The following is a 15991-nucleotide window of genomic DNA, read 5'->3' as shown; positions in this document are numbered from 1 at the left end:
CGCGACCCGCTACGACAAGACCGCTGAGAGCTTCCTCGGCTTCATTGACATCACGTCGATCCGTCTCTGGGTCCGCCATTTGTCAACATGACCTAAGAAATCTGGGGCACATCAGTTAGAGGACCGCAACGCCCGCAGCCCTGTCAAACCCGCCGCGTGATCCTGTCCACCCGGAAGGGCGCACTCCAGATGGGCGTCATTTTTGCATGCCGTTCTGCACACTGGCGCCAGACGTCGGAAACTCAGAACAGAGTGATATCAGTATCCGGCTTCGGCTTGGGCGCGGGAACGCGACGCTCGGGCGGCGCCTCGGTGGGCGGAAGCAGGACCAAACGAGCGGCGCCAGTCACTGGGCGAAAATGCAGGCGTCGCGCTTGCGTGCCGCCCAGGCTTTCGGACACGACTTCAAAGCCCTCTCTCCGGATGTAGGATCGGGCGAAATCGACATTTCGCGCCCCGATATCGCGGAAGGCGCCGCTGACGCGCGCGCCTCCGAACAGCTTCACCTTGAGGTCGGACCGCCGGGCTCCGGCCTTGAGAAGCTCGTTGATAAGGAGTTCCATGGCCATGGCGCCATACTTCAGTTCGGTCGACCCGGATTCGGCATCCCCCGGCAGAAGGAAATGGTTCATGCCCCCGATGGCGGCATTGATGTCGTAAACACAGGCCGCGACGCAGGAACCCAAAACCGTCGAGAGCACGATGTTCGCGTCGCGCGAAACGTGATACTCGCCCTGAACCACAGCATGGACGCGGGAGGGCCAGACATCTTTTTCGGGCGCCCGAATAGGCGTTTTCTGAGTCATGCCGCGCTCCTCCGACTACAGTTTTCAAGAACCGCCCGGCCAATGGCGTCAAGCGGCAGTCTTTCGCGGACTCCGCCAAGCTCAAAGGCCGCACGCGGCATCCCGTAGACCAGCGAGGTCTTTTCGTCCTGTCCGATGGTATAGGCACCGGCACGGTGCAGCGCGAGCATACCCTCGGCTCCGTCGCGGCCCATTCCTGTCAGAATCGCCGCACAGACCCGAGAGGCGACCGGAACCGCAGACGCAAAAAGCGCATCCACTGACGGACGATGACCCGCCTGTAGCGATCCCTCTCTCAGACGGCAGCGCAAGGCACCGGTTGCGGCGACCTCCAGGTGGTGCGTCTTGCCTGGGGCAAGAAGAACCCGGCCCGGCACCAATGGCTCCTGGTCCTGGGCCTCGACCACCGTCGCAGCACAGTTCCGATCAAGCAAACGCGCCAAGCCCGAACTGAAAGACTCGCTGGTGTGCTGTACGATGAGAGTTGGAGGACAATTCGGAGGAAATGCCTCAAGGACCTTGACCAGCGCATCGACACCGCCCGTGGACGCGCCGAGAAGGATGAGGCGTCCGTGCTGGAAAGACATGGCGGATTCTGCCTGAGGAGCCGGAACGTCCCTAGCGGCTCTGCCGAGGTGGACTCGCAGAAGGCATTGCCGCAAATCCTCGACCGAGGCGTCGCTATGGGTCACCGCCACGCCCTCACGGATCAGGGACGACGGCAGGCGCGCGATATTGGCTTCGGTTTCTGCGACAACCACACAACGGATGCCGAGAGCCTTGAAGAGCATCAGAAGAACTTCGAATTCCGCCAGCCGCGCCAAGGCTTCAGCCACGATCACGGCTTGCGGCGGCCGACTTTCCGCAATGTGGTAGGTTTCGCTAAGGTTCGAGACGCACGCACCAAGAGAAACGGCCCGCATTTGCTGAACCGCAGCGGCAAGCCTGTTCCTGGTTTCCGTCCGTTCGTCCGCGATCATCACACGCATGAACCCAATCCTTAACTCATGCTTCCAGAGGTCGGCCCAGCGCCAATCGAGACCCGATGCCATTCCACCTCGGAGAAGAAACGCCCTGCGCGCCTTTCTTTCCCCCTGGAACAGAAGAAATCCCTCAAATACTGCCCATTCCGACCAGAGACGGATCGAAAACAGACACTTGCGAAGCTGGAATTCAGTGGGAAGGCTTCGATCATCGATCCAGTCCTCATTCTCGCCCAGGCAACCGAAAACCGAGTGAAATTGTTTTGCTTCACGCGGGCAGGTGCGACACGCACCGAATTTCACTCGACTGACTGCCGCTAGGGCCGAAATCCGGCCGAAGGCCTTTGCCCCGGCCCCACCGAATTCACATCACGGCGCTCACTTGGAGCCAATCTTTACGCGGACATATTGACATAGCATTACAGTCTCCCAGGACAGCGCGCGCCCTAGAACACGTCGATATCGCCGCCCGAATGTGGCGCATCGCGTTTTTCCGCTGTCGACATGACCGCCCGCAGCTGGTCCAGCCGAAGCTGCTCGATCAGGCTGCCCGGAACCTGCGCATCCACGGGCACAAGCTTGGCCAGTTCCTGACCAAAGGGTGCCATATCTTCGAGAATCTGGATGACCAAGTCCACCAGTTGCAGTTCGCTTGCGCTTCCCATTCGTGCGGGATGCGCAGCCCGCCTTTCTAGCACGGCCTTTTCGTACCGCCGGAGAAGCTCGGCGGCGTGCAGCAACTCATGGCCAAACGTCGTCATCACGCGTTGAAGCCGAGGGCCATCTGCAACCATCTGAAGGTCGTGATGCGTCAAAGGCGCCCCACCACGGCTTCGATCGCCTTCTTCATGGTCGCCGTCGTGAAGGGCTTGCGCACCATGTTGTTGAGCCCCAACTGTTGACCTTTCTGGATGAGGTCGGGGGTGGGCGTTCCGGTCACCAAGATGTAGCCGATTCGCTGTGTGGAACGATTACGGCGGAGACCTTCGAGCAGCTGCAACCCATCCATGCCAGGCATGTTGTAATCTGCAAGCACGAGATGGACCGGGTCCGCCGCCAGCCGCGAAAGCGCCGCACGTCCGCTTGCTTCGGTTGCGACGTGGAAAATGCCGAGTTCCTCCAACGCCTGGGTTACAAGGCCGCGACTGACCGTCATGTCGTCGACAACCATGATCCGAAGACTGTCTTTGAGTGACATCCGTTATTCCTTTCCTAATGTCGCTTCGCGGTCACGAAGCGGAGCGTTTTCTATAGGCAGTCACCCCGGCCGCCTCGAGCATTCCCGTGGCGGGTCCGGAAACCCGCTCAGAGTGGCCGATGAAGAGCATGCCTCCGGGAACAAGTTGTTCCGCAAGTCTGCGCCAAAGGGTCTGCTGGGTCTGGTTATCGAAGTAGATCGCCATATTCCGGCACATGATCACGTCAAAAAGGCCAGACATTGGCCAATTGCCGTTAATGTTCAGCTGCCGGAAGGACACGAGGGATCTAACATCCGCCCGCACCCGGAAATCGGTCTTTGCACCGCCGGATTTCTCGAACACCTGGTTCGCCCATGACCCGGGCGGAATCTTGGCTTCCTCGTCGCTATAGACCGCCGCCTCAGCCCGCCGAAGTACAAACGGATCGATATCTGTCGCGAGAATCCTGACATTGAGCTTGGGCGCCTCGGGACAAAGCAGAATCACGCTGCCTGAAAGGGAATAAGGTTCGGGCCCAGACGAACAGCCGGCCGACCAGAGCCGCACACGTCCACCGGATCGCGCCCGCTCGACAAGGCGCGGCAGCACTTCCGACTGAAGCTGTTCGAAGTGGTGCTTTTCGCGGTAGAAATTCGTGACGTTGGTTGTCAGCGCCGAGATGAAGTGATCGCTTTCAGTGTCGAGATTGGCGCGCAGGAATTTGTCATATTCAGTAAAACCATCGAGATTCAGCGCTACGATCCGCTTCCCGAGGCGGGAATGGATCATCGCTTTCTTCGACGGCTCGAGATGAAGCCCGTATTCGGATTTCGCGAACGCCGCAATACGCTGGAAATCGCTTTCTCCGAAGGCGATTTCGGAGCGCCGCCGAGGCGTCAGGGATGATGTCGGAGCGTTCATGCCGCATCCGTCAGGCCGCGGGGCACCAGAATCTCGGGTGCCAGAATGCGCGACATCCCTTCCTCGATCGAAATGAGGCCAAGGATGCTGTTGGGAACGTCTCCGCCTCCCATGGTCGGCGCTTCGCAGATCTGACTTCCTTCGACCGTGAGGATCTCGGACACCGAGTCCACCAACAACCCGATCGTCTTGGAGCCGATCGCAACGACGATGATCACATGCCGAGGAGAGGCCTCGCATTCGCCAAGCCCCAGACGCGCTGCAAGATCGATGATCGGAATCACCGCACCGCGCAGGTTCATCACGCCCAGCACAGCCTCTTCCGCATGCGGGAGAGCTGTGACCGGTGTCCATCTACGGATTTCCCGGATCTGGGTGATCTCGATGCAGAAGCTCTGCCCTGCGGCCTTGAGAGTGACGAATTCCAGGACGTCATCATCACCCCATTGTTGCGGTCTGGGCATAGTCCATCTCCTCTCTGGAGGCCATTTCCCTGCCGTAGTGGCCGGCGAGGGACAGGATGGCGTCAGTGTCGATAATCAGAGCGATCCGGCCATCGCCCAGAATGGTTGCGGCAGAGATCCCTTCGATCGCGCCATAGTTGCCTTCGAGACTTTTGATGACAACTTGTCGCTGGTCCGAAATGTCGTCGACCGCTAGGGCCACAAGCCCGGATTGCTCGGACCGGATCAGGATCAAGATGTTGTCCGAGGTGATCTCCGCTTCTGTCGGGAAGCCGAGAAGCCTGGCCAGATTGACGATCGGCACATACGTGCCTCGGATTGACAGAAGCCGACCGTCTCGACCGAAAGGAAGGATATCCTTGGGCTTGGGGCGGATCGTTTCCACTACGCTGGAAAGTGGGGCAACCAGGGTTTCGCCGGCAGCATGGATCACCATGCCGTCCATCACCGCCAGCGTCAGGGGAAGGGCGATCGAGAACTTGGTGCCCATCCCCTGGCGGCTGCTGATCGAAATCCGGCCGCCGAGGGAGGTAATCGCGGTCTTAACCACATCCATACCGACACCGCGACCGGACAGGTTGGTCACCTTCTCGGCCGTCGAGAACCCCGCCATGAAAAGCAGGTTGTCGATTTCAGAATCGGCCATCTTCGCGTCGGCCGCGACCATGCCCTGGCTGACCGCTTTCTCGAGGATGCGTTTCCGGTTGAGACCGGCCCCGTCGTCGGAGATCTCGATCAGCACGTCGCCCGAGCAATGGGCGGCCGAAAGCTTGATCGTGCCTTGCGCCGACTTTCCGGCGGCCGCACGCTTCTCGGGGCCCTCGATGCCGTGGTCAACCGCGTTCCGGATCATGTGAGTCAACGGTTCGGCGAGCCGTTCGACAAGAGTCTTGTCGATTTCGGTGGCCTCACCCTCGGTGACCAGGGCGACGTCCTTTCCGAGACTGTAGGCCGCCTCGCGCACAATTCGCTGCATCCGCTGGAAGAGCGGTTTGACGGGCTGCGCTCGGATCGCCATCACACCTTCCTGCAGCTCGCGAGCCAGGTATTGGTAGTCGTCGAGATCGCTCATGATGTCGGAATTCGACGCCATGCCGGAGGCCACGAGCTTCTGCGTGATGACCGCCTGGTTGATGATGAGCTCGCCCACCGTGTTAATCAGCCGGTCGACCCGTTCCGGATCGACGCGAAGCGTGGTCTGGGGGATCGAGGCGGCGGGCTTTGCCGCCTTGGATTTCTCGGCCGCAGCCGGCTCGGACGTCGAAGACGCCACAGCGGCCGGTTCTGCCGCAGCTTCTTCAGCTGCGACCTGCGGCATGGAAGGCTTTGAGGGCTCGGCAGTGGTCATCGGACTGTCCTCGGGTTCGATCCCGGGAAGGTCGAGAGCCGGACCGGCCGATCCGCCGGAGACCTGTTCGATCTCGCAGATGTCATCAAGGAAGACGAAGGCGTCGCGGATGCTGACCTCTGTCATCGAGCCGGTAAGCGTAAGTTCCCAGGAAAGGTAGCAGCGGTTCGGGTCGAACTCGTCCGACACAGGCAACGCAGACGCGTCGCAAGAGACATCAAGCTGTCCGAGACCGACCAGTTCGGCGAACAGCAGGAAGGGATCGTGGCCGTTCCTGAACAGATCCGCGATCGCGGGCACGCGGATCTTGTAGACATCTTCCGCGTCCTCGCCCGGCTCGTCAAACGACAACGGCATGAAGGAGACGGCCGTGAATTCGAAGGCTTCGTCAGGCTCGGGCGCCCCCGGTCCGTCTTCTTCGGACCCGGAGAGACCGACCAGCAGCTCGATCAGTTCGGCCATTTGCGACGGTTCCTCGTCGCTTTCGGCCTGGGCCAGTTCGACCAGTTCGGCCAGCATGTCGCCCGAGCGCAGGATCGTCTGCAGGGCATCGGGGTCGAGCACCAGAGAGCCGGAGCGCAGACGGTCGAGAACGGTCTCGAACCGGTGCGCAAACTTGACCAGCGTGTCGAGCGCGAAGGCACCCGCCGCCCCCTTGATCGAATGGACCGCCCGGAAGATGGCGTGAACCGTCTCTTCGGTAGCCGTGCCTGCTTCCAGTTCGCCGGTCCCTTCCGAGAGCTGGTCCAGCAGGTCTTCGCACTCGGCGAAGAATGTGGCTTTGAGATCGTCGCGCGACATGGCTCAGCGCGCCCCCGTGACGCGGCGGATCACGCTGATCAAGCCCTCGTCCTGGAACGGCTTGACGATCCAGCCGGTCGCACCGGCGGCGCGGGCTCGTTCCTTCATCGCGCTGCCGCTTTCGGTTGTCAGCACCAGAATCGGCACACGGGCATTGGTGCCGCCGCCGCGGATGTGCTCGATCACGCCGAACCCGTCCATCTTGGGCATGTTTATATCGGTGATCACCGCGTCGTAGCGGTCCTTCACGAACTCGTCGACACCGGCCTGCCCGTCATTCGCCGTGGTGACAGCGAAGCCCGCCGAACTCAGCGTCTCCCGTACCATCTCGCGGATCGTGAGCGAGTCGTCGATGGCAAGGATATTGATCATTGCTGGACCTCCGCTGTGCCAAGGATCAAGTCATGCAGGCCGAGAAGGCTCAGTCCTTCGGAGAAGGCCGGCGAGGCGTCGGCGACCGAGAAGGTCCCGCCGACCGATTCGACATGTCGTCTGAGAAAAAGAAGAAGCTGGGCCGAAAGCGCGCTCTGGGCCGGGGCCTCGGCCGCCTGAACCCGGATTTCCTTCGGGGCCGCCTCAAGGACGGATTTCACGACACCACCGGCATCTTCGGACCAGGCCGGGTCGGTGATGTCGAGGTCATACTGGCATTCGGGTTCCATTCCGATCCCTCGAGTTCCTGCAACGTACGCTCTGCTCAAGATTGAATAACCCTGCGGAGCCTAAGAAGTGGTGAATGGCAGACGTCAGGATTGTCTGGCCTGTCGTCGCGAACGCCCTGCCGTCGGCTCGGGCCTACAGACAGGCGGCTCTGGCCGGATTTCTTCCGGAGCGCGTCGACGCCCGCGTATGGCGAGTCGAATCGTCGAAAATTGGCCGTAACGGCGGCGGGTTTGGGCAAGGCTTCGGGCGACGGGTCGCGACGAACCCAGAGTCGGCCCCGTCTGGGCCCGGATCAGAGCGGGATCACATCCACCCGGTGTTCGGTGCGGTGCGACCCCGAGGTGCGCGAAGAGCCCTTGACCGGCGCCACATCGGCATAATCGCGCCCGATCGCGATTGCGATGTGATCGGCGCCGACCAGCATGTCGTTGGTCGGGTCGATCTCGACCCAGCCGGTTTCCATCCCGCACCAGGCACGCACCCAGGCATGCATCGCATCGGCCCCTTCCAGACGCGGCTGGCCGGGTGGCGCCACGGTCCGGAGAAACCCGCTGACATAGCCCGCGGGAATGCCGACAGAACGCAGCGCCGCGATGGTAACCTGACTGATGTCCTGACAGACGCCACGCCGGTTCTGGAACGCCTCGATCGGCGTGGTCGAGACCTCGGTCGCCCCCGGATCGAAGTCGAACCGGTCGTGAATCGCGTGGGATACCGCCTGCAGGGCCGCCATGACCGACATGCCGGGCGCGGTCACCTCTTCGGCGAAGGCGGCGATTTCGGGTTCATGCCGGATGCGTTCGGAGTCGCCCAGAAAGTGATGAGGCGACATCGGGGTGATGCTCTGGATCCCCTGTATCTCGGCCCCAAGCGCCGCCAGCCCGCAAGAAAGATCCAGCGTCGTGCCGCGTGGAATGCGCCGAACCCGGCCCTCAAAGCGGAACAGGAACTCGGTCTTGCCCGCGTCATGGGCGATCTCGGTCGTGGCATTGCCGAAGAAATCCACCCCGTCGCGGCGGAAATCCGGAACCGGGTCGGCCGACACCAGCCCCGTGATCAGCGTCTGCTCGCCATTGGTCAGCGGCAGCATGCGCAAGAGCGTCCGCGTCGAGGCGGCCGGGCTGTCGTAGAGATAGCCGATTTCGAGGCGGATGTCGTATTCGATCGGCACGCGGGGGCCCTCCCGGAGCTCAGCTCAGATAGCGCTGGGTCAGCAGCGTCGAGATTTCGCGGATTTCGCCCTGAAGCCCGAAGAGCCGTTCGGTTGTAATATCTTCGGGCACCGCCACCGACAGTTCGGTATGCAGAAGCAGGATCGCGCGCGCCAGGTCGGACATCGGATCGGCGGCGGCATTCTGCGTCAGCAGCCGGTCCTGGTCGCGCAGCATGTCGATCTGGAAGAAGACCGACCGCGGGTTGCCCGCGTCGAGCGCCAGAAGGTCGATCACGCTGCTGCGGCTGGTATGCACGGAATACCGGCGGCGATGGGTCATCACGCTGTCGCCGACCTCGATCGCCACGTCGAATCCGCCACCGGGCTGGGCGGGATCGGCGAAGGCCGCCAAAAGCGAAATGGTCTGGTCGGCCCGTTCCAGCGCGCGTCCCATGGTCAGGAACCGCCAGCCGGACGAGCGGTACATGTTCTCGTGCACGAGCCCCGAGAACCCGGCCAGCTTGCGCAACAGCTCGCCCATCGCCTTGACCGCCTGATCGCCCGGATGCACCCGGCTGAAATGCCCCCGCGCGGTGAAGGCCAGATCGGTCAGCGCTTGCCAGCCATCGGTCGAAAACCGGTCGCGGACCTTGCCGGCGCAACCCTGGGCCGCATCGAAAAGCTCCAGCACCACGGCGGGAACCGGTTCGTCGATATCGACGCCGAATCCCTCGATGAAAGCGCCCAGACGTGCCACCAGCGGCAGAGACGGGTCGCCGCTTTCCGACAGCCGCAGGTGATAGGCGCGCAGCTCGCGCACCCGCGCCTCGGCCCGTTCGACATAGCGCCCGAGCCAGAAAAGATTGTCGGCGGCACGGCTTGGCAGCAGTCCCGGCCCGCGCCGGATGAACGGCCCCTCGGGCTCGCCGGTCAGCGTTTCAGGCTCGACCGGTCGATCTCCGACCACCCAGACATCGGCGACCGAACCGCCGTTCTTCATCGACAGCGCGGTCGGATCGCCCGACCGCCCGATCCTTGCATAACCGCCGGGCATCACCGTCCAGCCCCGGGACGTGCGGGTGGCGAAGACCCGGATCAGCGCCGGGCGCGGCAGCAGCTGGCCATCGATCATCGCGGGCGTGGTCGACAGCGTCACTGCCTCCTGCCCCACCAGATTGGGGCCGTCGCGGTCCAGCCATTCGCCGATCGGGCGCCGCGCGGTGCCGCGGAAATCGCCGCCAAGCGCGGTCAGGGCATCGACCTCGAAGGGCAGGTCCGACGACAACGCCCGGCCGATCATCATCCGGTGCAGATTCTCGTAGACATAGCCCCTTTCCAGATCCTGCCCGCACCACCAGGTGGCGATGTTGGGCAGCTTCAGCGGCTCGCCCATCAGTTTTTCGCAGATCCTCGGCAGGAAGGCCATGAGCGCCCGGGCCTCCAGCACGCCCGAGCCCAGACAGTTCAGCATGGTGACATCCTGCGCGCGCAGCGCCGCCACCATGCCCGGCGTGCCCAGCGCCGAGTTCTCGTCGAGTTCCAGCGGGTCGGCAAAGCGCGAATCGAGCCTGCGCCACAGCACGCTGACCGGCTGCGGGCCATGGATCGTGCGCACCATCAGCCGCCCGCGCTCGACCTTCAGATCCTCGCATTCCAGCAACAGCAAACCCAGATAGCGCGCGATATAGGCATGTTCGAAATAGGTGTCGGAATGATGCCCGGGCGTCAGGATCGCGACCTTGCCATCCCCGCCCGCATTCAGCGCGGTCATCGCGCCGCGATGGGCGCGGAAGAACCCGGCCAGCCGTTCAACATTGGACGTCGGGAAGAGATCCTGGAACACCCGGCTGGTTGCCATCCGGTTTTCCAGCGCGAAGCCCGAACCCGAAGGCGCCTGGGTGCGGTCGCCCAGAACCAGCCAGGACCCGTCCGGCGACCGCCCGACCTCGAAGGCCAGGAAATGCAGGAAATGGCCCGAGCGCGGCCGGATGCCCACCATCGGACGCAGCCATTCGGGGTTTCGCGCGATCAGTTCGGCCGGCAAGAGCCCGTTCGCCACCAGATCGCCCATCCCGTAGAGATCGGCCATCACCTTTTCCAGAAGCTCGGCGCGCTGCACGATGCCCTCGGCCAGCTCGCGCCATTCCTCCTCGGCGATGACCACCGGCACATGCGACAGCGGCCAGTCGCGCAGCGTCGACCCGCTCTGGGTGTGCTGGCGGTAATAGACGCCCGCGTCATGCAGGTACTGATCGCCCCGCGCGAAGCGTTCGGCCATCTCTTCGGGGCTTTGCCGCGCCAGAAGGTCGATCAGCGGCCGCCAGACCGGACGCAGTCTGCCATCGGGGCGCAACAACTCGTCGGCCACGCCGTTCGGCGGGCTGTACTCCTGCAGAAGCGCCAGAACCGGATCCTCGGCGATGTCGTCGGGCGAAGTCATGTCAGATCCCGGGTGGGCGGCGCAGATCGAGGGTCATCGGAAACTCGGGATGCGGGACCTCGAATGGGGGCCGGTAGGCGCCGGCATGATGCCCCATCTTCTCGAACCGCGCGAGCCGCCTTGCCTCGGCCTCGTTGGCATTGACCGGGAAGGTTTCGTAGTTGCGCCCGCCCGGATGGGCCACGTGATAGGTGCAGCCGCCCAGCGCCCGGCCCGACCAGGTGTCGTAGATGTCGAAGGTCAGCGGCGCGTTGACCGGCAGCACCGGGTGGAGCGCCTCGGCCGGCTGCCAGGCCTTGAAGCGCACGCCCCCGACCCGCACGCCACTTGTGCCGGTCTCGGTCAGGGGCACGGTGCGGCTGTTGCAGGTGACCGCATAGCGGCCCGGGTTCAGCGTGGTCAGCTTGACCTGCATCCGCTCGACCGAGCTGTCGGTATAGCGGACCGTGCCGCCAATGGCGCCGCGTTCTCCCAGCACATGCCAGGGCTCCAGTGCCTGACGCAGTTCCAGATGCACGCCCTCGTACTCGACCTCGCCGCAGAACGGAAAGCGGAACTCGGCCTGGGCCTCGTACCAGTCGGGGCGGAAGGCAAAGCCATGGTCCTGCAGGTCGCGCAAAACGTCCATGAAATCGGTCCAGACGAAATGCGGCAGCATGAACCGGTCATGCAGCGTCGTGCCCCAGCGCACCGGATTGCCCTTGACGGGATCGGCCCAAAGCCGGGACAGGATCGCCCGGATCAGCACCTGCTGGGCAAGGCTCATCCGCGCATCGGGCGGCATCTCGAAGCCGCGGAATTCCACCAGCCCCAGCCGTCCGGTCGGCCCGTCGGGCGAAAAGAGCTTGTCGATGCAGATCTCCGAGCGGTGGGTGTTGCCGGTCACGTCGATCAGGATGTTGCGCAACAGCCGGTCCACCAGCCAGGGCGGCGGCGCCGCGCCCTCGCCCGGATCGGGAAACTGGCTCAGCGCGATTTCCAGCTCGTAAAGACTGTCATGGCGGGCCTCGTCGATCCGGGGCGCCTGACTGGTCGGGCCGATGAAGAGCCCGGAGAAGAGATAGGACAGGCTCGGATGCCGCTGCCAGTAGAGGATCAGCGAGCGCAACAGGTCGGGCCGCCTGAGGAAGGGCGACTCCATCGGCGTGGCGCCGCCCACGACGACGTGGTTACCGCCCCCCGTGCCGCAATGCTTGCCGTCGATCATGAACTTGTCGGCGCCCAGCCGGGTCTGCCGCGCCTCTTCATAGACCCCGAAGGTGATGTCCTTGCAGTCCTCCCAGCTTTGCGCGGGATGGACGTTGACCTCGAGCACGCCCGGATCGGGTGCGACCCGGATCACGTTCAGCCGGGAATCGTGGGGCGGCGTGTAGCCCTCGACATGGATCGGCAGGCCCAGCGCCTCGGCGGTCTCTTCGGCGGCGGACAGCAGGTCGAGATAATCCTCTAGCCGCTCGACCGGCGGCATGAAGAGGCAAAGCCGCCCGTCGCGCGGCTCGACCGCGATGGCGGTGCGCACCGTGCTGCCCGCCGGATCGACGCCCTGTTCCATCAGGCGCTGGCGGGGACCCGCGTCTTTCGGCTCGGACACCGGCTGCGACCGCCCCGGCGTGGTTTCAGGCATCTCCCGCGCCTCGTCCTCGGCGGCGATGCGTTCGAACTCTTCCATCAGCGCGCGGCGGCGATCCTCGCGGGCGGCGTGGAAATCGGGCAGCGGCCCGACCGCGACCGAGGTATCGGCCGGGTAGACATAAGGAAAGGCCGAAGGCGGCACGAAGGGCAGCGCGCCCAAAGGCAGGCGGAAGCCCACCGGGCTGTCGCCGGGCACGAGAAACAGATGCCCGCGCCGGGTCTTCCAGTGTTCCGACCGCCAGCGCGCCCCGGCCGCCTTCGACTGCCAGCGCTGAACGGGAAGGATGAAACCCGCGGGCCGGTCGAGCCCGCGATTGAAGACCCGCGCGATCCGGGCGCGCGTCTCGGGGTCTTTCAGCTTGGAATCCTCGGGCGTGACATTGACCGGCAGGTCGGCCTCCTTGAGGATCCATTCGACCGGGTCCTCATAGGCGGCATGGACATAGTCCGCGCCCACGCCGATGGCATCGGCAAAGCCCGACAGGAACCGCTCGGCATCCTCGGCGGTGGCCCCGGTCTGGTTCTCTTCGGCGATCAATTCGGGGTTCTTCCAGACCGGCCGCCCGTCGCGGCGCCAGTACAGCGAGAAGGTCCAGCGCGGCAGGGTCTCGCCGGGATACCACTTGCCCTGGCCATAATGCAGAAATCCCCCGGGCGCGAAGCGGTCCCGCAGCCGCCGGATCAGCCGGTCGGCAAGCCCGCGCTTCATCGGGCCGACGGCGCCGGTGTTCCATTCGTCGGCCTCGAAATCGTCGATCGAGACGAAGGTCGGCTCGCCGCCCATGGTCAGCCGCATGTCCTGCGCCGCGATCTGCGCATCGACCTTGTGGCCGAGCGCATCCAGCGCCGACCAGGCCTCTTCGGGGAAGGGCCTGGTGATGCGGGGATGCTCGGCCGTGCGCCGCACCTCCATATGGAAGTGGAAATCGACCTCGGCCGGGCTGGCCATGCCGCTGATCGGCGCGGCGTTGCGATAATGCGGCGTGGCGGCCAGCGGGATGTGGCTTTCGCCGGTCAGAAGCCCGCTGGTCGGGTCGAGCCCGATCCAGCCCGCGCCGGGCAGGAACACCTCGGCCCAGGCATGCAGGTCGGTGAAATCGTGATCGGTGCCCGCAGGCCCATCGAGCGCCACCAGATCGGGTTTCAGCTGGATCAGGTAGCCCGAGACGAAGCGCGCGGCAAAGCCCAGATGGCGCAGCACCTGCACCAGCAGCCAGCTGGTGTCGCGGCAGGACCCCGAATGCAGCCTCAGCGTGTCATCGGGGGTCTGCACCCCGGGCTCCATCCGGATCAGGTAGTCGATCTCGCGTTCGAGCCGGGCATTCAGCCCGACCAGGAAATCGACCGTGCGGGTCGCATTGCGCGGGATCGTCGCAAGGAAAGCCGACAAGGCCTCGCCCGCGGGTTCGGGGCGGCGGTAGATCGACAGATCCTCGGTCAGCTCTGCCGGGTAGTCGAAGGGCCAGTCCTCGGCGGTCTCGTCGACGAAGAAATCGAACGGGTTGTAGACCGTCATGTCGGCGACCAGATCGACCTCTATCTTCAGTTCGCGCACCGGCTCGGGAAAGACGAAGCGCGACAGCCAGTTGCCGTAAGGGTCCTGCTGGTGGTTCACGAAATGCCCGCCCGGCGAGACCTTCAGCGAATGGGAAATCACCCGGGTCCGGCTGTGCGGCGCCGGGCGAAGGCGGATCACCTGCGGACCGAGGCTGACGGGACGGTCATAGCGGTAATGGGTCAGGTGCCGGATGGTCGCGGTGATCGCCATGGAGGATCCAAACTTTAACGGTACTGTCCGGCAGCAAAGACGGTTTTCGACGTCCTGTAAACACGGGCGCTCGCCCCGGGGTTCCCGGGGGACCGCCCCGCAGTAGCCTTCGGGGGCAGAGCCGCCTTGCCAAGCTGTCCTTTCAGACGGGTAACGGCCTATCTGCCCGTGTCTTCATCTCCGCCGGGAAGTGTCACGCCGCGTTTGTCCATGTAGGGCCGGAAATACTCGCGAAAAGCCGAAAAGCCCTCGGCCAGCATCAGGAACTCTTCGCGGTTCATCACCAGGACCTTGCAATCCTCCTTGGCGCGCACGGTCGTCTTGCGACGGGTGGCCCCGAGGATCAGCCGTTCGCCGAAATGCCCGCCCGGGCCGATGACGCGGAGCGTCGTCTCGCCGGTCTCCGGATCGGGCCGCTCCATCTCGACCGAACCCGAGATCACCGTATAGAAACCGTCCGACCTGTCGCCCGCGTTGTAGATCCGGTCGCCCGCGCGGTAATAGACATAGCGCAGCGGCGGTTTGCCGTAGAATTTCAGCTGCACCAGGCTGCGCGCGCCCAGCATGTCGAGCGACCAGTTGATCATCACCCGGATACGGGTGCCGATGCCGGGCAAGAGCGCCAGATAATAGGACCGCCAGATGAACCAGGCGGGAAAGCCCGTGATGTTGTGGCCGAAGACATTGGCGACGCCGCGCTTGGCGCCCAGAGAGGCCAGCGCCCCGCGCGAGGCATAGGCGAAGGGCTTCAGATCGCGCCCCCGGACGGCGGCGGCGATGTTGGCGGCAACCCGCTTGGCCTCGCGCACCGCGAATTGCGCGGTCGGAGGGGCGAAATCGATCCGTTCCGAGGCGCCCTCCTTCAGCGGGATCAGCGCGCAGTCGCCCAGCGCCCAGACATTGTCATGGCCCGCGACCCGCAAGGTCCGGTCGACAGGGATCCGCCCCTTGTCAAGCGGCAGGCCCATCCGCTGCACCACCGGCAGCGGTGCGTTGCCGATTGTCGCAACGATGGTCCGGGTGTCGATCACCTCGCCGTCGGTGGTCACAAGCTGGCGGTGGGTCGCGCTTTTGACGCCTGTTCTCAGCTTGATCTCGATGCCGTGACGCTCCAGATGGCCGACCGCGTAATCGGCCAGCGGCTCGGGCATCTCGTTCAGGATGCGGGGCGCGAACTCGATCAGCTGCACCCGTACCTCGGAGGGGTCGATCTTGGGATAGAAGCGCAGCGAGCGGTCGATCATCTCCTTCATCTCGCCGACCGTCTCGACCCCCGAGAAGCCGCCGCCGACCACGGTAAAGGTCAGCGCGCCGCGCTTGGTGTCAGGCAGTTCGGTGACCTGGGCATGTTCGAGCTGTTCGATGATATGGCCGCGCAGACGCCGCGCATCTTCCAGCGTCTTCATCTTCAGCGCGTGTTCCTCGAGCCCCGGCATGCGCGAGAAATCGGTGCCCTGCCCCAGCGCGATCACCAGATGGTCGTAGGGTACCTCGGTCGGGCGGCGCTGGATGCCCTGAAAAACGGTCACCACCTTGCGCTCGAAATCGACGCTGTCGACCACCGCCTTGCGGACGAACACCCCGTCAAGCACGAAGCGCAGCGGCGAGACCGCATGGGCGGGCGTGATCGAGCCGCCCGCCACCTCGGGCAGAAGCGGCTGGAAAACGAAATAGTTCTGGGCGTTGATCACCTCGATCTCGGCCTTGCGCCCGAACCGGCGGCGCAGCGCGCGGGCCGTGTACATGCCCCCGAAACCGCCCCCCAGAACCACTATCCTGGTCGCCATCGCGCTCTCCTGTGCTGCTCGGTCCTGCCTGGCTTGTGCGGCGATGC

13 protein-coding genes and 1 pseudogene are annotated in these 15991 nt (G+C 64.3%); 1 reads left to right on the top strand and 13 read right to left on the bottom strand.

Translation table 11 applies throughout. The annotated features are described in order from the left end of the window. Window positions 1-91: pseudogene (locus EV657_RS07940) on the top strand (IS5/IS1182 family transposase); the annotation flags it as partial. 151 nt (window positions 92-242) lie between these two features. On the opposite strand, the gene EV657_RS07935 reads toward EV657_RS07940, so the two are convergent. The 13 genes from EV657_RS07935 to EV657_RS07875 form a co-directional block, all read right to left on the bottom strand. Then, entirely contained in the window at window positions 243-806 is a 564-nt protein-coding gene (locus EV657_RS07935) for a chemotaxis protein CheD (RefSeq protein WP_113670818.1), read from the bottom strand. Next, window positions 803-2092 (bottom strand): CheB methylesterase domain-containing protein, encoded by a 1290-nt coding sequence (locus EV657_RS07930; RefSeq protein WP_134077574.1) that lies wholly within the window; start codon window positions 2090-2092, stop codon window positions 803-805. The genes EV657_RS07935 and EV657_RS07930 overlap by 4 nt, the downstream gene beginning before the upstream one ends. A 143-nt stretch (window positions 2093-2235) precedes the next feature. Further along, window positions 2236-2583 carry a hypothetical protein gene (locus EV657_RS07925; protein WP_134077573.1) on the bottom strand — a complete coding sequence of 116 codons (348 nt, stop codon included), beginning with the start codon at window positions 2581-2583 and terminating at the stop codon, window positions 2236-2238. A 17-nt stretch (window positions 2584-2600) separates the two neighbouring features. Beyond that, window positions 2601-2987: a response regulator gene (locus tag EV657_RS07920; RefSeq protein WP_134077572.1), complete on the bottom strand. Its 387-nt coding sequence runs from the start codon at window positions 2985-2987 to the stop codon at window positions 2601-2603. A gap of 31 nt (window positions 2988-3018) precedes the next feature. After that, window positions 3019-3888, bottom strand: a complete 870-nt coding sequence (locus EV657_RS07915; protein WP_134077571.1) for a CheR family methyltransferase — start codon at window positions 3886-3888, stop codon at window positions 3019-3021. Continuing rightward, complete coding sequence (locus tag EV657_RS07910; RefSeq protein ID WP_075787114.1) at window positions 3885-4352, bottom strand: chemotaxis protein CheW; 468 nt, start codon at window positions 4350-4352, stop codon at window positions 3885-3887. The genes EV657_RS07915 and EV657_RS07910 overlap by 4 nt, the downstream gene beginning before the upstream one ends. Then, the gene (locus tag EV657_RS07905; protein WP_134077570.1) at window positions 4327-6501 is read right to left on the bottom strand and encodes a chemotaxis protein CheA; all 2175 of its coding nucleotides are present in this window, start codon (window positions 6499-6501) and stop codon (window positions 4327-4329) included. Before EV657_RS07905 ends, EV657_RS07910 begins: the two co-directional genes overlap by 26 nt. Before the next feature lie 3 nt (window positions 6502-6504). Further along, the gene (locus EV657_RS07900) at window positions 6505-6873 is read right to left on the bottom strand and encodes a response regulator (RefSeq protein WP_075787116.1); all 369 of its coding nucleotides are present in this window, start codon (window positions 6871-6873) and stop codon (window positions 6505-6507) included. Next, window positions 6870-7163, bottom strand: a complete 294-nt coding sequence (locus EV657_RS07895) for an STAS domain-containing protein (protein WP_075787117.1) — start codon at window positions 7161-7163, stop codon at window positions 6870-6872. Before EV657_RS07895 ends, EV657_RS07900 begins: the two co-directional genes overlap by 4 nt. 293 nt (window positions 7164-7456) lie before the next feature. Next, on the bottom strand, window positions 7457-8335 hold the full coding sequence (locus tag EV657_RS07890) for a transglutaminase family protein (protein WP_081382223.1): 879 nt from the start codon (window positions 8333-8335) through the stop codon (window positions 7457-7459). A gap of 19 nt (window positions 8336-8354) precedes the next feature. Then, window positions 8355-10757, bottom strand: coding sequence for a circularly permuted type 2 ATP-grasp protein (locus tag EV657_RS07885; protein ID WP_075787118.1), 2403 nt, complete (start codon window positions 10755-10757; stop codon window positions 8355-8357). A gap of 1 nt (window position 10758) precedes the next feature. Next, window positions 10759-14157, bottom strand: coding sequence for a transglutaminase family protein (locus tag EV657_RS07880; protein ID WP_134077569.1), 3399 nt, complete (start codon window positions 14155-14157; stop codon window positions 10759-10761). Between the two features lie 158 nt (window positions 14158-14315). Continuing rightward, the gene (locus EV657_RS07875; protein ID WP_113670681.1) at window positions 14316-15944 is read right to left on the bottom strand and encodes an FAD-dependent oxidoreductase; all 1629 of its coding nucleotides are present in this window, start codon (window positions 15942-15944) and stop codon (window positions 14316-14318) included. Between the last annotated feature and the right edge of the window lie 47 nt (window positions 15945-15991).

It is taken from the genome of Rhodovulum visakhapatnamense (genome assembly GCF_004365965.1).
In the GTDB taxonomy this organism is placed as follows: domain Bacteria; phylum Pseudomonadota; class Alphaproteobacteria; order Rhodobacterales; family Rhodobacteraceae; genus Rhodovulum; species Rhodovulum visakhapatnamense.
Note: the sequence above shows the minus strand (reverse complement) of the source record. Positions and strands in the feature narration are given on the sequence as shown.

Coding starts and splice junctions, on each gene's coding strand:
- EV657_RS07935 (WP_113670818.1), bottom strand. CDS start 806: ATGACTCAGAAAACGCCTATTCGGGCGCCCGAAAAAGATGTCTGGCCC.
- EV657_RS07925 (WP_134077573.1), bottom strand. CDS start 2,583: ATGGTTGCAGATGGCCCTCGGCTTCAACGCGTGATGACGACGTTTGGC.
- EV657_RS07920 (WP_134077572.1), bottom strand. CDS start 2,987: ATGTCACTCAAAGACAGTCTTCGGATCATGGTTGTCGACGACATGACG.
- EV657_RS07915 (WP_134077571.1), bottom strand. CDS start 3,888: ATGAACGCTCCGACATCATCCCTGACGCCTCGGCGGCGCTCCGAAATC.
- EV657_RS07910 (WP_075787114.1), bottom strand. CDS start 4,352: ATGCCCAGACCGCAACAATGGGGTGATGATGACGTCCTGGAATTCGTC.
- EV657_RS07905 (WP_134077570.1), bottom strand. CDS start 6,501: ATGTCGCGCGACGATCTCAAAGCCACATTCTTCGCCGAGTGCGAAGAC.
- EV657_RS07900 (WP_075787116.1), bottom strand. CDS start 6,873: ATGATCAATATCCTTGCCATCGACGACTCGCTCACGATCCGCGAGATG.
- EV657_RS07895 (WP_075787117.1), bottom strand. CDS start 7,163: ATGGAACCCGAATGCCAGTATGACCTCGACATCACCGACCCGGCCTGG.
- EV657_RS07885 (WP_075787118.1), bottom strand. CDS start 10,757: ATGACTTCGCCCGACGACATCGCCGAGGATCCGGTTCTGGCGCTTCTG.
- EV657_RS07880 (WP_134077569.1), bottom strand. CDS start 14,157: ATGGCGATCACCGCGACCATCCGGCACCTGACCCATTACCGCTATGAC.
- EV657_RS07875 (WP_113670681.1), bottom strand. CDS start 15,944: ATGGCGACCAGGATAGTGGTTCTGGGGGGCGGTTTCGGGGGCATGTAC.